This window comes from Rhizobium sp. 11_C7_N12_5 (assembly GCF_051811145.1).
GTDB lineage: Bacteria > Pseudomonadota > Alphaproteobacteria > Rhizobiales > Rhizobiaceae > Rhizobium > Rhizobium lusitanum.
In genome coordinates, this window is record NZ_JBPWPY010000001.1 from 1,619,002 (window position 1) to 1,639,302 (window position 20,301).

At 60.1% G+C, this 20,301-nt stretch carries 13 protein-coding genes; 2 read left to right on the top strand and 11 right to left on the bottom strand.

What is annotated here, in order from left to right:
• Positions 1 to 29: 29 nt before the first annotated feature.
• The gene (locus tag AB8B29_RS08110; protein ID WP_037202400.1) at positions 30 to 650 is read left to right on the top strand and encodes a DUF922 domain-containing Zn-dependent protease; all 621 of its coding nucleotides are present in this window, start codon (positions 30 to 32) and stop codon (positions 648 to 650) included.
• 457 nt (positions 651 to 1,107) lie between these two features.
• Here AB8B29_RS08110 and AB8B29_RS08115 read toward each other — a convergent pair whose 3' ends face one another.
• A complete protein-coding gene (locus AB8B29_RS08115) occupies positions 1,108 to 1,428 on the bottom strand; it encodes a 2Fe-2S iron-sulfur cluster-binding protein (protein ID WP_037202401.1) in 321 nt (106 codons plus the stop codon).
• Positions 1,429 to 1,576: 148 nt separating this feature from the next.
• Positions 1,577 to 1,945: an Hpt domain-containing protein gene (locus AB8B29_RS08120; RefSeq protein WP_034504779.1), complete on the bottom strand. Its 369-nt coding sequence runs from the start codon at positions 1,943 to 1,945 to the stop codon at positions 1,577 to 1,579.
• Between the two features lie 493 nt (positions 1,946 to 2,438).
• Between AB8B29_RS08120 and AB8B29_RS08125 the strand changes: the two genes are divergently transcribed.
• Positions 2,439 to 9,299 carry a hypothetical protein gene (locus AB8B29_RS08125; protein WP_113118654.1) on the top strand — a complete coding sequence of 2,287 codons (6,861 nt, stop codon included), beginning with the start codon at positions 2,439 to 2,441 and terminating at the stop codon, positions 9,297 to 9,299.
• A 134-nt stretch (positions 9,300 to 9,433) separates the two neighbouring features.
• Here AB8B29_RS08125 and AB8B29_RS08130 read toward each other — a convergent pair whose 3' ends face one another.
• From AB8B29_RS08130 to AB8B29_RS08170, 9 genes are all read right to left on the bottom strand, one after another.
• A complete protein-coding gene (locus tag AB8B29_RS08130) occupies positions 9,434 to 9,760 on the bottom strand; it encodes an RcnB family protein (RefSeq protein ID WP_037202404.1) in 327 nt (108 codons plus the stop codon).
• A gap of 143 nt (positions 9,761 to 9,903) precedes the next feature.
• Entirely contained in the window at positions 9,904 to 11,514 is a 1,611-nt protein-coding gene (locus AB8B29_RS08135; protein ID WP_113118655.1) for a glycoside hydrolase family 43 protein, read from the bottom strand.
• 135 nt (positions 11,515 to 11,649) lie between these two features.
• Positions 11,650 to 12,681 (bottom strand): L-glyceraldehyde 3-phosphate reductase, encoded by a 1,032-nt coding sequence (gene mgrA, locus AB8B29_RS08140; protein WP_047638250.1) that lies wholly within the window; start codon positions 12,679 to 12,681, stop codon positions 11,650 to 11,652.
• Between the two features lie 66 nt (positions 12,682 to 12,747).
• Positions 12,748 to 13,881, bottom strand: a complete 1,134-nt coding sequence (locus AB8B29_RS08145; protein WP_047556575.1) for a Gfo/Idh/MocA family protein — start codon at positions 13,879 to 13,881, stop codon at positions 12,748 to 12,750.
• Positions 13,882 to 13,892: 11 nt separating this feature from the next.
• Complete coding sequence (locus AB8B29_RS08150) at positions 13,893 to 14,654, bottom strand: sugar phosphate isomerase/epimerase family protein (RefSeq protein ID WP_047638251.1); 762 nt, start codon at positions 14,652 to 14,654, stop codon at positions 13,893 to 13,895.
• Between the two features lie 76 nt (positions 14,655 to 14,730).
• The gene (locus AB8B29_RS08155; RefSeq protein ID WP_113118657.1) at positions 14,731 to 17,193 is read right to left on the bottom strand and encodes a glycoside hydrolase family 2 protein; all 2,463 of its coding nucleotides are present in this window, start codon (positions 17,191 to 17,193) and stop codon (positions 14,731 to 14,733) included.
• Positions 17,194 to 17,250: 57 nt separating this feature from the next.
• Complete coding sequence (locus AB8B29_RS08160; protein ID WP_439006370.1) at positions 17,251 to 18,342, bottom strand: ABC transporter ATP-binding protein; 1,092 nt, start codon at positions 18,340 to 18,342, stop codon at positions 17,251 to 17,253.
• 3 nt (positions 18,343 to 18,345) lie between these two features.
• On the bottom strand, positions 18,346 to 19,287 hold the full coding sequence (locus AB8B29_RS08165) for a carbohydrate ABC transporter permease (protein WP_037202415.1): 942 nt from the start codon (positions 19,285 to 19,287) through the stop codon (positions 18,346 to 18,348).
• Positions 19,280 to 20,185, bottom strand: coding sequence for a carbohydrate ABC transporter permease (locus AB8B29_RS08170; protein WP_047638257.1), 906 nt, complete (start codon positions 20,183 to 20,185; stop codon positions 19,280 to 19,282). The genes AB8B29_RS08165 and AB8B29_RS08170 overlap by 8 nt, the downstream gene beginning before the upstream one ends.
• Positions 20,186 to 20,301: the final 116 nt, after the last annotated feature.

The following is a 20,301-nucleotide window of genomic DNA, read 5'->3' on the forward strand; positions in this document are numbered from 1 at the left end:
CGCCGAAGTTCAACATGGTAGCAACATGAATGCCGTTTGCGTCCCAGAAGATCCGTGTTTCGCTTGCGCTGTTGCTTGCGTGCTGCGTGCCCGGCATGGCCGACGCGGAGGTGATCGCCCGTAAATCCGTCTCCTATTTCGATATCAAGGGAAAGAGCGCGGACGAGCTTGACGCGGCGTTGAACGAGCACGGACCGCTCGCGATGGGCTCCAGCAGCCATCATCCCGGCGCGACAAGGATTCGCTTCGGTGGCAACGCGACCTACAGCGAGACGAATGGCCGCTGTTATATTTCCGGCGTGAAAGTTACTGTCGATACTGAAATCATCCTGCCCCGCTGGCGTGACCGGCGCCGTGCAAGCAAGCAGCTTTCCATGATCTGGGATACTCTGCAGGCCGATATTCGCCGTCATGAGGATCGGCATGTCGAAATCGCACGCGAGCACGCGCGCCAGATGGAGAGGGCGATCCTTTCCCTGCCGTCGGCAGGCAGCTGCGACGCGCTTCAGGAAAAGGCAAACGAGGTGACGTCGCGAGAAACCGACCGACACGACGCCGATCAGGCGCGATTCGACCGCATCGAAGCGATCAATTTCCAGAACCGCATACAAAGACTGCTGTATTATCGCGGCCGGCAAAGCGGCCAGTGACTGGATGCAACAATGTTCATTTCGGACAAACAGCGGCCGGATCGCAGCCTACTGTGTGAAAAGAGCCACTATATCTGTGAATCGTCCGCCCGCGCCGCTCTTTGAACTTTACGAGAATCTGAAATAGGTTTTTCCTGTGGAACGTAGAGATGATCGCACCGGATGATTCGAAAATTCTGGGCGGGATCTCTGATGGATCGATTGGATTGCCTGCGCTGGCGGGTTCGTTCGCTCTCCTGCGCAGTCTGGGTTTGCCTTTTAAAGCATGCGCTAAGTGTTCTCCTGGCGCGTCCTCAAGCCGCAGGTGTTTCCTCCCTTGCCTGTCGGTGATGCGCCCGCCTCGCCTCGCTCGCTGAAACTAGCAGAGCGGGGCTTCTTTTTGGAGCGAACCTTTGGATTTTACATCCGACAGTCCGGCATGATCACTGCAGCCAAAAAAAACCGGCTGCAGGACGTTCTAGGCTTGCCGCTCGGGAACGTGGACGACAAGCCCGTCAAGGGCGCCCTTCATCTTGATCTGACAGGAGAGGCGCGAATTGGGACGGACGTCGAAAGCGAAATCCAGCATGTCTTCTTCCATCGCCTCGGGACTGCCGACCCTTTCGGTCCATTCCTCGTCGACATAGACATGACAGGTGGCACAGGCACACGCACCGCCGCATTCCGCCTCGATGCCGGGCACCGAGTTGCGAACGGCATTTTCCATCACGGTGGAGCCCTCGTCGACATTGAGGTCAAAGCGCGTGCCGTCGAAGGCGACGATGGTCAATTTTGTCATTTAAGTGAATTCCGAAATCGTGAGTGAAGGATCGTTCGGAATTTTACTTCCAACAAATCGTTGGGGCAGTCAACATTTGCGCCACCGAAACGGTTTCACCCGTTTGGCGGCGCAATGCCTGAATTTGCCGATTTTCCAGCGGATCAGTTCAACGCGACAGCTTCAGAATGAAATTCTCGGCGTCGACGACACAGGTGGTAACCGCCGCCATGCGGGCAGCATCGCCTGCATCGCTCTCGAGCGCCGCCGCCGCATCCGCCACGCGGAAGGCACCGACGGCACTGGCTGCACCCTTCAACTTGTGCGATGCAGCCTGGACACGCTTGGCGTCGCCGCTGCCGATCTCCTGCAGACAGGAGCGCGCCTGCCTGGCGAACATCTGCAGCACCTCGACCTCGAGGGCCTTGTCGCCCATCGTCTGCTTTGCAAGGTGAACCAGATCGATCGATCGCTCCCGCGACGGGGCCGGACCCCGCGAATTGTCCGGAGATTCAAACGCGATATTCAGTGCTGCCATGTGCCAATGCTCCCGTCTTATAACTGTGACTGTTTGTGGGACGTGCCGCATGCTTGCGGCCTGGGGATGGCCATCGAGTTAAATTTTGGCACATTCAGGGCGCAAATCTCCAGACATGGTTAACGTGCGTTAAACATGCTCAAAATATTGGCTTTTCATGATGTTGCACCAGCGAAGAAGGTTAATGGTCTCTTAATGATCCACTGCCTTTACCGTGGAGTTAATTGTCATGACTGGGGGAATGTGTCACTACGATACTGATAAATTGGGTCTTTGGCGCGTGCCTTTGCCCAAGGGGTGGATAGTGGTAATGTTTTCATAACATTCGTTTGAAAAAGCAGTTATCCACTCTGAATGTAATAGGAAATCCATCATCGGTAGAGATCGATGACGGAAGACCTCACGGGAGGCAGGGTTCGTCTTTTCTGGACACGGCGGAATTTCCGGAAACGACACGGCAAGCCCGATTTGAGTTGTAACGAGGCGTAACCGCATGGCGAACAAAAAGTACATCGAGTCGGTCGAGGACAAGGCCTTTCAGGCATTGGACGAAGCTTTGCAGATCGATTTCAGTGACGAGGACTTGGAGTCTCGCAGCAGCCCTACACCCGATGCCCCGGAGCGAAAATTGTCTGAGCCGACCAAGCAGACTAGGAGCGACGCAGCCCCTAAGACAGGCCCCGCACGCAACTCGACCACAACGGCTGCCACGCCACGCCCGGCTGAAGCGCCCAAGAGCCCGAACCTCGCAGCCGCCAACGATGCCAACCGGGCAAGCCCGGCCAGCATATTGAAAGCACTGGACGGCGGCTCCCAGAGCCATGCGGTGCGCAACGCCACGATCTTTTCGTTGTTCTGGATCATCGGCGGCGTCGGCCTCGCCATGCTTCTTTACGGCACTCAGATCCGGAACATCCAATCCGTCGCCGATCTCGCCGCCCTTCCCGGCGTCATTGCCTGCATCGTCGGCATCGTCGTTCCCGTACTCCTGTTCTATGCTTTCGGCATGATGATCTCCCGTGCGCATGACATGCGCAATGCGGCCCGCTCCATGGCGGAAGTGGCCTTGCGCCTCGTCGAGCCTGAGACCGTCGCCTCCGACCGCATCATGACGGTCGGCCAGGCCGTGCGTCGCGAAGTCTCCGCTATGAACGAAGGCATCGAGCGCACCATTGCGCGCGCCACCGAACTGGAGACCCTCGTTCACACCGAGGTCAATGCGCTGGAGCGCAGCTACGCCGACAATGAACTGCGCGTACGCGGCCTCGTCCACGAACTCGGCGCCGAGCGCGACGCGATCGTCAACCACGCCGAGCGGATCCGCTCGTCCATCGTCGGCGTGCATGACCAGATCAAGGAAGATCTGTCGCTGGCGACGGAAGAGATCGCCGTGCGTCTTTCGACCTCGGGCGAAGCCTTCGCCTCGATGATCGACACGCGCGCCGCTGCACTGATGGAAAAGTCGGATTCTGCGGTCAACGCGATCGGCACCCTGCTCGCCGCCAAGACCGACAGCCTGCTGCAGAACCTCAACGCTTCCGGCTTCGCCCTCAGCCAGGAATTCGACACACGCCTGGAATCTCTGTCGTCGACGCTTTCCGAACGCGGCAAGGAATTGCTCGGCCAGTTCGAAACCCGCGCATCAACGCTCGACGCGAACACCGAAAAGCTCAACACCGCGCTCAATGAGCGCGCCCGCCAACTGAATGAGACGTTGGTGGCCCGGACCAGGGAGATCAGCGAGAGCCTCACCGGCGGCGAGCGTTCAATCACGGGCACGCTCGATGATGTGCTGGCCAAGCTCAACACCGCGCTTGATGAAAAGGGCTCAAGCTTTCGCCAGAGCCTGCAGTCGACGGCTGACGATGCCATCATGGACATCGATCTTCGCTCCGGTTTCTTCGATGAGCGCTTCCAGTCGACGATCGCGCAGCTTTCGACGGCCTTCGACGAGCGCGTATCCCAATTCACCTCCGCCTTCGACAAGCGCGCCGGTACGCTTGACAGCAAGCTGTCGGAAAGCCTTGCTCGCATCAATGAGACCTTGGGCGGCAACTCCGACGCTCTGGAAGGCATGCTGACCTCCAGCATCGAACGCCTGGGTTCCACCCTTACCGACCAGTCCTTTGCGCTGGCCACAACGCTGGCTACCGGCCAGGAAGTGCTGGAAAGCGCGATCGGCTCCAAGGCAGGCGAAATTACGTCCGCGCTCCAGAATGCCACCAGCGGCATTTCGTCGGCACTCACCTCCGGCACGGGCGAATTGAACACGACCCTCGCCTCGCATGCCGGTGCCTTCACGTCGGCCGTCCAGGGCGTCACAAGCGATGTCACGACCGCGCTGCAAAGCGGCACGGAAGCACTCACCACAGCCTTTGCCGGCGGCGCCAACAACATCAACAATACGCTCTCGGCTCGCACCAGCGAGATCACGCAGGCGCTCGGCTCGGCTCACGAGCGCATCGACACCGTCATGGCGGCCCGCAGCGGCGCCCTGTTCGGCGCTCTCGCCGACAATCAGTCGCGTTTCGAGCAAACGCTTTCCGAACGTTCGGAAGGCATCATCAACGCCGTCACCGGCTCCCACGAACATCTGACTGCGGCCCTCGACGAGCGCACGTCGATGCTGGCGATTTCGCTTGCCGAGAACCAGCTTCGTCTCGAAAACACGCTGGCGAGCCGCGCCGATGCCATCACCGGTATCATTGCCGACACGCACGGCAAGATCGCCGACACGCTCGACGACAAGACGATGGCCCTCGCCATCGCTCTCTCGGAAAGCCAGTCACGCCTTGAAGATACCGTCTCCGGACATGCCGAACATGTCGCAGGCACTTTGGACGAGAAGACAAAAGCACTTGCGCGCGCGCTTGCAGAGAGCCAGGCTCGCCTGGAAAGCACCGTTTCCGGCCACGCGGAAAGCGTCACCAACGCGCTTGACGACAGGACGATGGCCCTCGCCATCGCTCTCTCGGAAAGCCAGTCACGTATTGAAGATGCCGTCTCCGGACACGCCGAACATGTCGCGGGCACTTTGGATGAAAAGACAAACGCACTCGCGCGCGCGCTTGCAGAGAGCCAGGCGCGGCTGGAAGATACCGTTTCCGGTCACGCCGAGCGGGTTGCCGATACCCTGGATGGCAAGACCAGTGCGCTCGCCTCCGCGCTGACGAGCGGACAGGCTCATCTCGAGGAGACGCTTGCCAATCGCGCCGAAGCGATCATCAAGGCATTTGCCGGCAATCATGCCGCATTGGCTGACGCGCTTGATGACAGGACGATGGCGCTGGCCATCGCGCTTTCAGAAAGCCAGGCTCGCCTCGAAAGCACCGTCTCCGGCCATGTGGAAAGTGTCGCCAGCACATTGGACGACAAGACGATGGCACTCGCCATCGCCCTTTCCGAAAGCCAGGCGCGACTGGAAGATACCGTTTCCGGTCACGCCGAGCGCGTCGCCGATACGCTTGATGGTAAGACAAGAACACTTTCCGACGTTCTGACGGGCGGTCAATCCCGTCTCGAGGCAACGCTCGCCAATCGCGCGGAAGCGATCACCAACGCATTCACCGGCAATCACGCTGCGCTGGCCGATGCCCTGGACGAAAAGGCTATGGCCTTGGCCATTTCGCTTTCCGACACACAGTCTCGCCTTGAGAACGCCCTTTCCGGCCGCCTGGATGCCCTTTCCGACACGGTAGCCGGCACCCACGACAAGATCGTCAACAGCCTCGACGACCGGACGATGGCACTGGCGATCGCCCTTTCGGAGAACCAGGCAAAGCTTGAGGAAACACTGGCAAACAGCGCCCAGGCTATCGCCCACACTGTCACCAGCGGCCACGAAGCACTGACCAATACGCTCGATGACAAGAGCATGGCCTTTGCGATTTCTCTTGCCGAGAACCAGAGCCGCTTCGAAAATACCCTGGAATCGCGCGCCAATGCACTGCTCGACAGCGTCTCCGGCGCCGAGTCTCGCGTGACCGATGCCTTTGGCGACAAGGCGGATGCCATTCGCGCCGCCTACACCGAAAATCAGGCTCGCCTCGACCGATCGCTTGCCGCCCATGCCGAATCCCTGTCGGGACTGCTCGGCAGCAGCAGCGACCGGGTCGAGAATGTTCTCGGCACCACGACGCGCCAGCTCGAAAATACCCTCGGCGCCGGCCTGTCCCAGATGGACCAGAGCCTGGCCTCGGCCTATGAGCGCATGCGCACGACGCTGGAGGATCGCAGCAACGAGATCAGCCTGACGCTCCGCGACGCACATGAGCAACTCGATAACACGCTGCTCGAACAGACGACCGCGATCGGCACGTCCATCGCCACCAGCGCCAGCATGCTGGAAATGTCGCTCGAGGATCGCGAGGCCTCGCTGCGCCAGAGCATCGATGCCAGCGCGAGGGCTTTGGAAGAACGCCTGAACAGCGGCGCCGGCGATATCGCCGGCCGCATACAGCAGGCCGCTGGCGACATTGCGCGCTCGGCCGAGACCTTCTCGTCCAACCTCAATCAGTCGATTGACGGCATGACCAGCCGCTTCGCCGAAACCGGCTCCCGTGTCGAGGCCAGCCTGTCGACTCTCGAGAATCGCATCCACGAAGGCGTCGGCGGCGTTGCTGCCCAGGTCGACGCAGCCGGCAACCGTCTTTCCGAAACGCTAGCGAGCGGTGCAACTCAGATAGATCGGAGCGGCAGCGAGGCCGCAGCACGCATCGAAGAGCGTCTGTCGACGATGGATCGCGCGCTCAATGTCGGCCTGGAAGCCGTCAACCGCACGATCGAGGGCAAGGCCGCAAATCTCGCCACGACACTGCGCACCGCCGTTGCCGATGCCGCTCAGGGCATGGACAGCGAAGCAACGCGCACTGCCGATCTGCTTGCTAGTACCGGTCAGCAGTTTGCCGATAATCTCGGCAGCCACAGCGATGCTTTCACCCGCGCCATGACAGAGCGCTCCGACGATCTCGTTAACCGCGTCTCCGAAACGCAGAACCGGCTGGCAAGCCAGGCCGCAGCCGTTGCCCAGACCTTCTCGGAGGCTGGCAACGCGATCGTCGCCAAGGTTGCCGAAGCCGAAGGTCTCGTCAGCAGTCAGGTCGATACGATCTCTCAGGCCCTGTCATCAGCCGAACAGTCGCTGGAAGCCCGTGGCGCGTCCATCCGCAATACGCTGACCGGCGGCAGCGAGCAGATCGCTTCCACCATGGCGCAGGTCGAGCGTGCCCTTGATGAGCGCGGAAACGCCATCCGCACCTCGCTGGAAGACCGCGCCCGCCAGATCGACGCCACGCTGACCGATGTCGACAAGGCACTGGAAGCGCGCGGCGCATCGATCCGCAATTCGCTCGATGAACGCACCCGCGAGCTGAACTCCATGCTGGCAGGGCGCTCCACAGAACTGTCGCGCCTCATCGACGAAAAGGCCCGCCCGATCGTCGACCGCTATGCGGCAACGGGCCAGGAAGCAGCCGCCCTCATCTCGGCGGCGGCTCAGGAAAGCAGCGATCGCCTGCGCGCCGAAAACGCCGCTCTGATCAATGCCATTGCATCGCGCACCGAACACGCGGTCAACACCGTCAGCACGCTCGAAAACAATCTGCTGGCAAGCGTCAACGGCATCATCGCCCGCCTGGCGGAAAACAACTCGACGATCGCCGGTCTGTTGACCAATGCCGCCACTGAGTTCGCGACCGTGGACGATCGCCTCAGCGCGACCTCGGTGCGCTTCGCCGAATCCGCCACGAAGGCCGGCGAGATGGTTTCGGCCTCCTCGCGCCTCCTCGAAGGCAAGGTCGACAAGCTCTCGGAAATCACCGGCCAGACCCTGTCGCAGGTCGGCAACATCGTCGGACGCTTCGACGAGCATTCCAAGGTGCTGTCGCAGGCATCCCAGCTTCTGGGTGCTGCGCAGTCCAATCTCGTGTCGACGCTCGAAGAACGCGAAACGGCATTGCAGAACCTGGCCGTCGGCCTCGTCCAGCGTTCGGAAGAGATCGAGAACACCATGCGCGCCCTCGGCTCGATGGTGGAAACCGCCTTTGACCGCGCCGAACAGCGCTCCAATCAGGTCACCGGCAATCTGCGCCAGAGCGTGCAGTCTTCCTTTGCAGATATCGGCCGCGTACTCTCAGATACGGAGAAGCGGGCCGAGGAAGCAGCAGAGAGCATGCGCGGCGTACTTCACAAGGCCAGCGAAGACGCAAGCCAGGCAGTGGAAAGCACCTTCGCCAGTGCCGAGCGTCGCTCCAACGACCTGAGCAACCGTCTTCGCGGCGGCCTCACGGCTTCCTTGTCCGAAGTCGAGCAGATGTTTGCCGAAGCCGGCAAGACGTCCGATGGCGCGGCTCAGCAACTGCGCGAGACCCTGCGTGTTGCTGTCGACGACGCTGTCGGCCGCTTCGCCGGGGCAACCGACGAGATCCGCCGTTCGGCCGGCGATATCCGCAGGGAACTCGACCTGACCCGCAGCGAATTGAAGCGCGGCGCTTTCGATCTTCCCGAAGAGGCCAAGGAAAGCGCTGCCGCCATGCGCCGCGCCGTGGCTGAACAGATCAAGGCCCTGCAGGACATCTCGCAGATCGTCGGCCGCTCGACGCAGCAGCTGGAGATCTCAGAGCCCTCAGCTCGCGCACTGGCAGACGTACAGCCGGCCCAGCGCCCGCGGCCGGCGGCACCTGCCCCGACCGCCGCCGCCGCTCCCAGGCCGCAACAGCCTGCTCCGCAACAACCTGCTCCCCAGCAGCCCGCTCCCCAGCAGAGCCTACAGCAGCCGTCGCAGCCTTCGATCGAATCCTTGGGCCTGCGCGGCTCCATCCCGGCTGCTCAGCCGCAGCGACCGGCAGAGACGCCCGCTCCGGCTCGTCAGGAAACGGCAGGTGGCGGCTGGATCAGCGATCTGCTGCGCGGCGCTTCTCGCGACGAGAACGCCGACCTGCCGCCACCCCGCCAGACCGCACCGCGTCAACAGACAGAAACGGCAGCGGCTCCCGTGGCCCGCAATCCGCGTCACGTCGTCGAGTCGCTGAACTCCCTATCGGTGGATATCGCCCGTGCCATCGATCATGATGCTTCGGTCGATCTGTGGCGCCGCTACCAGCGCGGCGAACGGGATGTCTTCACCCGCCGTCTCTACACGCTCAAGGGCCAGCAGACGTTCGACGAGATCAAGCGCAAGTATGATCGCGAGCCGGAATTCCGCACCGCGGTCGATCGCTACATCGCCGATTTCGAAAAGCTGCTTGCCGACGTCGCCCGCACCGATCGCGACCGCACCGTCACGCAATCCTATCTCACCTCCGACACCGGCAAGGTCTATACCATGCTGGCACATGCCGCGGGCCGCCTGAGCTGAGATTGAGGCAAGACAAAGTGCATAAAATCCCCGGTTAAATGCCGGGGATTTTGATTCAAGCCGATATCAATCATTGATACGAAAAAAGCGGCCTCGAAGGTCGCCTTTTCTCGTCGCCAAGGTCCAGTCGAAACCTATCGGGCGTCATGCACCTTCGAAATCAGCCCGCTCGTAATCCCGACAAGCAGGATGCTGTTATTGATGCGAACCCAATGATAACCGCGCGGCGGCGACGTCAGACGAAGAGCACGATAGTCGATCTCAGTCGCACGACGTCGGTCGGAAGCGGACAGACGACGACCTTTGACCCAGCCGCCCTTGCGGACGACCACCTTCTTCTTCACCACTTCCTTCTGAACGACGACCTGTTTGCCAGTCGGCGTTGGCTTGACTTGCGCTGTCGCAGCCAGCGGCATCGCCAGGACCGACGCCGCAAGAAGGACGGTGAAGATTTTTCTCATTGGTTGTTTCCTCGTTTCAGAATCTGCGCGCGAACCTATCCCGCCGGACATGAAGCAAATCTGACGGTTGGATTACAATTTCGTAATGAAAATGATTAGCTTGTGTGAATTTCCTGAAATACCGTCACAAGCCGCTAACGACCTCATAGCTCATCATAATTGAACCAGTCGAAATCCGCCGTCTTCGCCCGACCCGACGTGTCGAAGGCGAACATGCCAGCAAACGCGCCAGTGAACGAGCCATGCTCGCCGCGACCGCCCTCATCCGAAATAACACCGGCATCGAGGACGGGACCGATGGCCTGCCACGCCCCCATGCCTTCCGCCTGCCAGAAGAACTGGAGATCGTTGTCGCGCACCTCCATGGCAAGCTGGATCCGCCCGTCGGGCACGGCGACGCCAGCATCGATCGGAAAGCTCAAACGGCCGTTCGGATAGTCGCCGGGGCAGGTCATAATGGTGACGCAGCGCCCGAGCTTTTCATGCAGGGTCACGGCAATCGCATGCAGCTTGAAGCGATTGTAGTAATGCGTCAGACCGGCGACCTGCTGATAGGTATCCGGCTCGAATTCGACGACCGTCTCGGCGCGGAAGCTGTGATGTTCCTGCCGGCGGGCGACGAGAGCCTGCTCGAACCAGGAGCCGATGCTCTCACGGGCGAAAAGCCTGAGATGGCCTGATCGCTCTGTCAGGCTGAAGATCCGCTCCGGCTTTGGGGTGCGCAGCCACTGGAAATCCATGGGCAATGTGCGCTCGTCAAAATTATAGCCGCTGCGGCGGGGCTTCTCGATGCGCTCGGCGCCAGTCAGGCCAGGCACCTCGACATCTGGCACGCTGGTGCCGTTTTCCAGGTAAAGCCAGCCGTCGTCCTTCCAAACGCATTTCTGCAGGCCGGTCTCGCGGCCGAGCGTGCAACGGCGATGCGGCGGCAATGGCCGGCCGCATAGATGCGTGTGGTAGAACCGACCGTCATGCGTCTCGACATACTGGCCATGTCCCGCCCGCTGCAGCGCAGCCTCCGGATGATCCTTGGACGTGATCAGATATTTGTTCGGATGCAGCTCATAGGGGCCCTCGAGATTGTGCGAACGCGCCATGGTCACGGCGTGATCATAGCCGGTGCCGCCTTCGGCAGTGGTCAGATAATACCAGCCATCGCGCTTGAAGAGATGCGGTCCTTCGACCAGGCCAAGATCGGTGCCCGAGAAGATATTCCTGATCGGCCCCTTGAGGCACTTCGCCGCCGCATCCCATTCCTGCAGGAGAATGCCGTCGAAGGCCGGCGTCTTCGGGGAGCCGCCATAGCTCTCCGTTCGGTGGTTCCACTGCATGTTGACGAACCATTTGCGTCCATCATCGTCATGGAAGAGCGATGGGTCGAAACCGGAGGAATTGACGTAGGACGGCTCGGACCATTCGCCTTCGATGGTCGGCGCGGTCACGATATAATTATGCGCGTCCTTGAAGTTGCCGTCGTAGCGCTTGACGTCGGTATAGACGAGCCAGAACAAGCCATCCGCATGGGAAAGGCACGGCGCCCAAATGCCGCAGCTATCGGGCTCGCCGCGCATGTCGAGCTGTGATGCACGCTCGAGTGGCCGGCGCACCAAGGTCCAGTTCACCAGATCGCGCGAATGATGGATCTGCACGCCCGGATACCATTCGAATGTCGATGTGGCGATATAGTAGTCCTCACCGACACGGCAGATGGACGGATCGGGATTGAAGCCCGGCAGGATCGGGTTGCGGATCATGGAACATCTCCTCCAGAGAACACCTTAATATGCGCCGTTCGGACGGCAATAGATACGATGACCGACCACCTGCATGTCCGCTCCACCCGGACAAAGCAAAACGCCCGGAACATGGTTCCGGGCGTCTCAAGCTTATCAGTCGCGCTCGGCCGACTTGGCCCAGAGATTGACGTCGGCCTCACGGGCGTAGACATCGATCTCGTTCAGCTCTTCGGCCGTGAAGTTGAGATTGTCGAGTGCCTTGACGCAATCGACGATTTGCGACGAACGGCTGGCGCCGATCAATGCCGAGGTGATACGGCCGCCGCGCAGAACCCAGGCAATCGCCATCTGCGCCAGCGTCTGGCCGCGCTTCTCGGCGATCTCGTTGAGTTTGCGGATATTGTCGATGATCGACGGACGAATGAAATCCCGCTTCAGGAAGTGGTTCTGCGCGGCGCGGCTGTCCTCCGGAATGCCGCCCAGATATTTCGTCGTCAGCATGCCCTGGGCAAGCGGCGAAAAGACGATGGAGCCGATGCCGAGCTCATCAAGCGTATCCACCAGACCGTCATCCTCGACCCAGCGATTGAGCATGGAATAGCTCGGCTGGTGGATCAGACATGGCGTGCCGAGGTCCTTTAGGATAGCGGCAGCCTCGCGCGTACGCTGCGAGTTGTAAGAAGAAATGCCGACATAGAGCGCCCTGCCCGAACGGACGATATGATCGAGCGCGGCGCAGGTTTCTTCGAGCGGCGTATCCGGGTCGAAGCGGTGTGAATAGAAGATATCGACATAGTCGAGCCCCATGCGCTTCAGGCTCTGGTCGCAAGAGGCGATCAGGTATTTGCGGCTGCCCCATTCTCCGTAAGGACCCGGCCACATGTCGTAGCCTGCCTTGGACGATATGATGAGTTCATCACGCAAGCCGGCGAATTCGGAGCGCAGGATCTCGCCGAAGGTAGTCTCGGCACTGCCGGGAGGCGGACCGTAATTGTTGGCGAGATCGAAATGGGTGATGCCGAGATCGAAAGCCGTGCGGCACATATCGATCTTGCGGTCATGTGGCGTGTCACCACCGAAATTGTGCCAGAGTCCCAGCGAAATCGCCGGCAGCTTCAGACCGGAGCGGCCAACCCTGTTGTATTTCATTTTCGCATAGCGGTCGGATGCCGGTTGCCAAGCCATGATAACTATTCCTTTGAGATGAAAAGCGCGCGGGTTGCCCCGCGCGCAAACTAGCTTTTCCTATGCTTACTTCAAGAGCGCTTGCGCCTCTTCGATGCCGAGTGCCGCCGGCTGTGTGCAGGTCGTGGTCAGATCGATGAAGCGGTTTTCCGCACCCGACTTCAGGATCGACGTCATGACGTCGACGCCATGCAGCGTGCGGTCGAGCGAGCAACGCGCATCGCGCCCGTCGATCAGCGATGCCGCCATGTCGGCAAGACCGGCCGTGCGGTAGTTGGCGCGCGGGCCGCTCGGGCTTTCCTGGTTGGCTATGCCGAAGGGATGCGCCCAGTTCTCGAGCGGCTTGATGTCCTTGTCGCGGCCGCTGGCTTCCACCGTACCACCGAAGAAGTTCGGGTCGGGCACGTAGAGCGAACCCTCGGTGCCGTAGAGTTCCATATTGGCATGGCGATGCGACCAGACATCCCAACTCGCCGTCAGCGTGATCGTCGCACCGCTGACGAATTCCAGAAGCGCCTGGATCGTCGTCGGCGTCTTCACTGGAATGATTTCGCCGTTGCGCGGCTCGCTGGTGATGGTGCGGGTCGGCGATGCCATGGACGTCATGGCACCGACACGCTTCACCGGTCCGATCAGGTTGATCAGATTGGCGATATAATAGGGACCAAGGTCGAGGATCGGGCCGCCCCCCGGCAGGAAGAAGAAGTCCGGGTTCGGATGCCACATTTCCATGCCTGGGCTCATGACATGGCAGGAGCCCGAGGTGATGCGACCGACGCCGCCGTCATCGATGAATTTGCGCGCCAGCTGATGCGCACCGCCAAGGAAAGTGTCGGGGGCGCAGCCGACGGCCAGCCCCTTTTCCTTGGCGATACGCCGCAGTTCTTCGCCCTGCTCCAGAGTCAGCACCAGCGGCTTTTCGGAGTAGACATGCTTTCCCGCCTCGAGAATGCGCTTCGAAACCGGAAAATGCGCGTCCGGGATGGTCAGGTTGACGATGACGTCGAGCTCGTCATTGGCGAGCAGTTCGTCGATGGTCTGGGCCTTGACCTTGTATTCCTCGGCGCGCAAGCGCGCCGCGTCCATGTTGATATCGGCGCAAGCCAGCACATTGAGCCCCTTGAAGAGCGGCGCGAGCTTGAAATAAGTCGTTGAGATGTTGCCGCATCCGATGATGCCGACGCCAAGTTCCTTAGCCATGTGGAAATGCCTCAAAAGCTCTTGAAGGATGCGATGGAGCGCGTGATCAGGCGATCGACGTCGCTCGGATTGTCATGTTCGATAACGTAATGCTTGGTCTTGGTGCCGGCCAGCGTCTTGATCAGCTTGGCCCAGGGAACCGTACCATATCCAAGGTCGGCCCAGCCGTCTTCATTCTTGTTTTCGCCTGCCGGCGCGATGTCCTTGACGTGGACGGCCGTGATGCGCGAACCGAGCTTTTCGATCCAGGCGAAGGGATCGCCGCCGCCGCGGATGACCCAGGCGATATCGGCTTCCCAGGAAATATCCGGAGCGCCTTCGAAGATCCGCTCGATCGGTAGAGAGCCGTCGGCCTGCTTGACGAACTCAAAGTCATGATTGTGCCAGCCGAATTCGAAGCCTGCATCCTTGTAAGGCTTGCTCATCTCCTGCAGGCGCTTGCCGAAAGCAAGCCAGCCGGCTGCGTTCGTCGGGCGTTGATCGGCGGCCAGATGCGGGGCATAGATCGAGTCCATGCCAAGGATCTTGCCGATCGTCAGCGACTTCTGGACCTGGCCATCAAGGAAATCCGGGCTGAAATGGCCGCTTGCCATCGTCAGGCCGTTTTTGTCGAGTTCGGCGCGCAGGCTCTTCAGGCCCGCCTCGTCGAGGTCGGCATAGATGCCGCCGAAGCCCTCGACTTCCGCATAGCCGGCCTTGCCGAGCTTTACGAAAATCTCGGAATAGGGTTGGAAATTGCGGGCGCTATAAAGCTGAAATCCAAGTTTCGTCATCGCTAGTCCTCCATGGCCTCGTGGCCGTCTGTCATGAGCTTGTAGCCCGAAATCGCCGCCGCTGCGGCGGAATAGCTCAATCCACCGATTGGCTGGATTGCAGATCGTAGATACGGAATGCAGGCACGCCGCCTGCCAATGGCTTGGCCGGCGTAAAGACGATGCGGCGGCTTTCGCCGGCGGCAAGATCGAAGGCGTTGTCAGAGTAACGCCCCTCAGTCTCGCTCTCGATCATCACGAACAGCGCAAGTCCCTTTGCGGTGACGGTGAGCTCCACCGTACCGTTTTCCTCCTTCTCCTCCCTCAGCACCGTCAGGCCCGCGGGCTGAAGCTCCAGAGCCTTATAGGTGCCGTGGACATAATGCCCCTCACCGCGCATGCCGTTCGATGCGGTGAAACGCCACGCCAGCAGGCAATCGGCAGGAACCTGATCCGCATCGATCGACAGCGCGACCACCGCCGCATCCGGCGTGCAGACCGCATGCGCCGTCGTCAGCGGCACACGCTCGCCATCAAGCTTGAGCAGCGAAACAGAAATATCCGCGGTCACGTCCGCATTGGTATCGTTGACCAGCGAGAAGCGGATCGTCTTGTTATCCTCCGACGGGATCGCCGCGACCGATACCGGCTGGAAGAAACGCCGCACCAGATAGTGCATCACCTTCCATCGGCCGCCGTAATCCAGGCTCGACCACGAAGCCACTGGCCAGGTGTCGTTGAGCTGCCAGTAGATTGTGCCCATGCAATGCGGCTTCAGCGATCGCCAATATTCCACCGCCGTCTTGATCGCGAGGCCCTGCTGGACCTGGCTCAGATAGACGAAGTTCGGAAAATCCTTCGGGAAGCGGAAATAGCGGAACATCGTGCCGGCGATGCGCTCGTTGCCGCCGGCATTCTTCTGGTGCAGCTCCATCACCGGGGATGCGATATTCATATCCTTCGCCTCGGCATAGGTCTTGATGACAGGCATCGAGGTGTAGGACTGGAAGCCGAATTCCGAGCAGAAGCGCGGACGAACGGTGCGATAATTGTCGAACGACTTGTTCTCGTGCCAGACCGACCAATAATGCATGTCGCCAGAGCCATCGGCATGCCAGGCATCGCCGAAGTTCAGATAGCCGGACGCCGGGCTCGACGGCCACCAGATCGCATCCGGCGCGACCTTCTTCATCGCCCGCTCGATCGTCCGGTTCAGGCGATCATAGGAAACGAGGTAGCGATCGCGATCCTTACGAGATTCCTCGAACCAGGTAAGCGCGCCCACCAGCTCGTTGTCGCCACACCAGAGGACGATCGAGGGATGCGTCGCCAACCGACGAACCTGATAATCCACTTCGGCTTCGACGTTCTCCAGGAAATCGCCGGTCGAGGGATAGAGATTGCAGGCGAACATGAAGTCCTGCCACACCATCAACCCGAGCCGGTCGCAAATATCGTAGAACCAGGCGTGCTCGTAGAAGCCGCCGCCCCAGACGCGGATGATGTTCATGTTGGCCGCAGCGGCCGATTGCAGCAGATCCTCGGTCAGCTCCGGCTTGGAGCGCGAAAACAGCGCGTCGGCCGGAATCCAGTTGGCCCCGCGAGCAAAGATCTCGCGGCCGTTCACCTTCAGCGCAAAACGGCTGCCGGCCTCGTCCTCGTCGGTGATGAGCTCGACCGTCCGCAGGCCGATCTGCCGCGTGACGGTCTCGAAATTCGTCTCTACCGACAGAGCATAAAGCGTCTGCTCACCATTGCCGGCTGGCCACCAAAGCTTCGGCTTGTCGACATGGAAGAGATGGGTGATCGAGGTTTCCCCGGCATTGACGCCAACATCGAGGCGCACCCGCTCGTCATCCAGTTCGAAATAAAGCTGCGCAACGCCCGTTCCCTTGGCAAAAAGCGCCACCGTCACCTTCAGATCGACGGAACCGTCGTCATTGTGGATCTGTTGGGTGACGACGTTCTCGATGCGGGCGATTTCGAGCTTCTTCAGCGCGATCGTGCCGTAAAGGCCGAGCGGCGCAATCGCGATGTTCCAGTCCCAGCCGAAATGGCATTGCGGCTTGCGCAGCATGTTGCCGTTCGGGATCGGCGAATTGTTCGTGCTGTATGGGATGTAGAAGGGCTGCTTCGCCTGCAGCTCCGCCCCCTCTTTGATGCTCGAATGCAGGACGATGCGAATGTTGTTCTCGCCCGCCTTCAATACCTTCGAGACATCGGGGCGATAGCGCTGGAAGCAATTATCGGCTTCGAGCACCAACGCGTCATTGACATAGACACTTGCGACGGTGTCGAGATAGTCGATATCGAGATACCAGTCGCCACCGGTGTCATCGAGAGTGAAGCTGCGTCTCAGCTCCCAATCCTGCTTGGCGACCCACTGCACGACCTCCTCGTTCCGGCCGAAATAGGGATCGGGGATCAGGCCTTCCGCATTGAGCGCGGCATGGATATCGCCTGGCAGAGACATGAAAAGAGAATGATCGCTGCCGGGAGACGTGAGCTTCCACGAGCCAGCCAGATCGATGGCAAAATTATCGTTGATCGAAGATGACATCGGACCTCCCCGGACCGCTGTAAAAAGGAGGCGGCAAGGCCGCCCCCATGCATATGATCATATTCTGAGTTCTGTCTGCGCATCAAAGAGCGATGCGACAGACATGTCAAAGCTAAGCTTCACGCCCGTACCGGGGCTAAAACGCCTGGCACCGTTGACGCGCACCGACATGGTATGGCCGGCATGCTTCAGCCAAAGCAGATTGTCAGCCCCCATCGGCTCTTCGATATCGACGGTGGCATTGTGCGCCTCCGCGCCCGGCGCCAATTCCTCGTTGACCTTGATGTGCTCGGGACGTACGCCGAGTACGACCTTGCGCCCGGCCTGCAATGCCTCACCGGCCCTGTAGCCATCGAGCGAGAATAGCACGTCGTTGGTGGCAAACACGACCTTGCCATCGCGGTTCACCAATTCGCCCTTCAGGAAGTTCATCGAAGGCGATCCAATGAAGCCGGCGACGAAGAGATTGCGTGGCTCGTTATAGATCGTTGTGGGATCGTCGAGCTGCATGATGACGCCGTTCTTCATGATGGCGATGCGGTCGGCGAGCGTCAGTGCCTCGATCTGGTCGTGCGTGACGTAGATCATCGTGTTCTTCAGCGACTGGTGCAGCCGCTTGATTTCGACACGCAGCTCAGAACGTAGCTTCGCATCGAGGTTCGACAAGGGCTCGTCGAAGAGGAAGACGTCGACATCGCGCACCAGTGCGCGGCCGATCGCCACACGCTGGCGCTGGCCGCCCGAAAGCTCCGCCGGCTTGCGCTTCAAGAGCGGCTCGATCTGCAGGATCTCGGCCGCACGCGCGATGCGCTTCTTGATCTCATCGTTCGGCACCTTGGCCACACGCAGACCGAAGGACAGGTTCTTTTCGACCGACATCTGCGGATAGAGCGCGTAGGACTGGAACACCATGCCGATGCCGCGGTCCTTGGGCTCTTCCCAGGTGACGTTCTTGCCCTTGATCAAGATCTGGCCTTCGCTGATATCCAGCAGGCCGGCAATGCAATTGAGCAAAGTCGACTTGCCACAGCCCGACGAGCCGAGGAGCACCAGGAATTCGCCGTCGTTGATCTCGAGATTGAGAGTTTTGAGGACGTTGACGGCGCCAAAATTCAGCGAAAGGTCTTTGATGGAAACGCTGCTGGTCATGGATCACCCCTTCACTGCGCCGGCGGCGATGCCCCGGACGAAAAGCCGTCCGGAGACGAAATAGACGACCAGCGGAACAAGACCCGTCAGGATCGTTGCCGCCATGTTGACGTTGTATTCCTTCACGCCCTGGACAGAATTGACGATATTGTTGAGCTGCACGGTCATCGGATAATATTCCGGCCGGGTGAAGACGACGCCGAACAGGAAGTCGTTCCAAATTCCCGTGATCTGCAGGATCATTGCGACGACGAAGATCGGCAGCGACATGGGCAGCATGATGCGCAGGAAAATCTGCCAGAAACCCGCGCCGTCGATGCGCGCAGCCTTGAAGAGCTCCACCGGCAGCGATGCGAAGTAGTTACGGAACAGAAGCGTCAGGATCGGCATACCGAAGATGCTGTGCACCAGGATAAGTCCGCTGAGCGTGCCATAGATACCGATTTCGCGCAGCACGATGACGATCGGATAGATCATCACCTGATAGGGAATGAACGCGCCGACGACGAGGATGGAGAAAAAGAGATCCGCCCCCTTGAAGCGCCAGTTGGCAAGCGCATAGCCGTTGACCGAAGCGATCGCGATCGAGAGGATCGTGGACGGTACGGTGATGCGAACCGAATTCCAGAAGCCACGGGAAAGACCGTCGCAATTGAGACCGGTGCAGGCCGTCGCCCAGGCTTTCACCCATGGTTCGAATGTGATCTCGAGCGGCGGCGAGAAGATGTTGCCAAGCCGTATTTCCGGCATTCCTTTCAGCGAGGTGACAATCATCACATAGAGCGGCAGCAGGTAATAGACTGCGGCAACGAAGAGCGTGCCGTAAAGCATGATGTTGCGGCCGGAGAGCGCCGGACGCGGCTTGCGGCCGTTCGGTCCGGAGAAGGTCTTGCCGCTCGCGGCCTCGCTGCCATTCGCATTCTTGAGAGTAACAGAATCAGCCACGCTTGCGCCCTCCGCCGAATTCCAGGTAGGCCCAGGGGATAATGATGATAGCGACGGTCACCAGCATCATGGTGGAGGCTGCAAATCCCTGACCGAGGTTCTGCGCCTGGAACATGTAGTCATAGACATATTTCGCCGGAACTTCGGACGAGATGCCAGGGCCGCCGCTGGTTTGCGCGACGACGAGGTCGTAGACCTTGACGATGCCGCTGGCGATAATGACCAGCGTCGTAATGAAAACGGGCCGCATCATCGGAATGACAACGAACAGATAGGTCCTCCACATAGGAATCCCATCTACGCGCGAAGCTTTCCATATGTCCTCATCGATGCCGCGCAGGCCCGCGAGCATGAGGCACATTACAAGACCCGTTCCCTGCCAGAGTGCGGCGATCAGCACGCCGTAGATAACGATGCTCGGCGTATAGAGCGGATCGAAGGTGAAACTCATCCAGCCGAGCGAACGCACCACCGACTGGATGCCGAATTCAGGATTGAGAAGCCACTGCCAGACCAGACCGGTGACGATGAAAGAGAGGGCGAAAGGATAGAGGAAAATCGTGCGGAAGGTGTTTTCGAACCTGATCTTCTGGTCCATCAACGCCGCCAGCACGAAGCCGATGACGAGACTGAAGATCATGGACAGCACACCATAAATCGCAAGATTCTCGATGGACATGATCCACCGTGGCGCCGCCCACAGGCGATGGTACTGATCCAGCCCCACAAAGCTGAGGCGAGGCAGCAGCTTTGAACTGGTGAAAGAATAAACCACTGTCCAGATTGAGCCGCCAAGGAAGATGACGACAGCCGTCAGGATCATAGGAATGGATGCAATCTTCGAGTTCAGATTGCGCAGATATTGATTTGGCCGGCCGGCTTTCGCTTGACCCGTCATTGTAGCTCCTTCTGCATCGCAACTGCTTCGACGATCAGAAACTGGGTTTGACCACGGTTCCTGCGCTTCCCCTCACTCTCGGCAACCGCCACATAGATGCGGATCCGTCGTCCGTG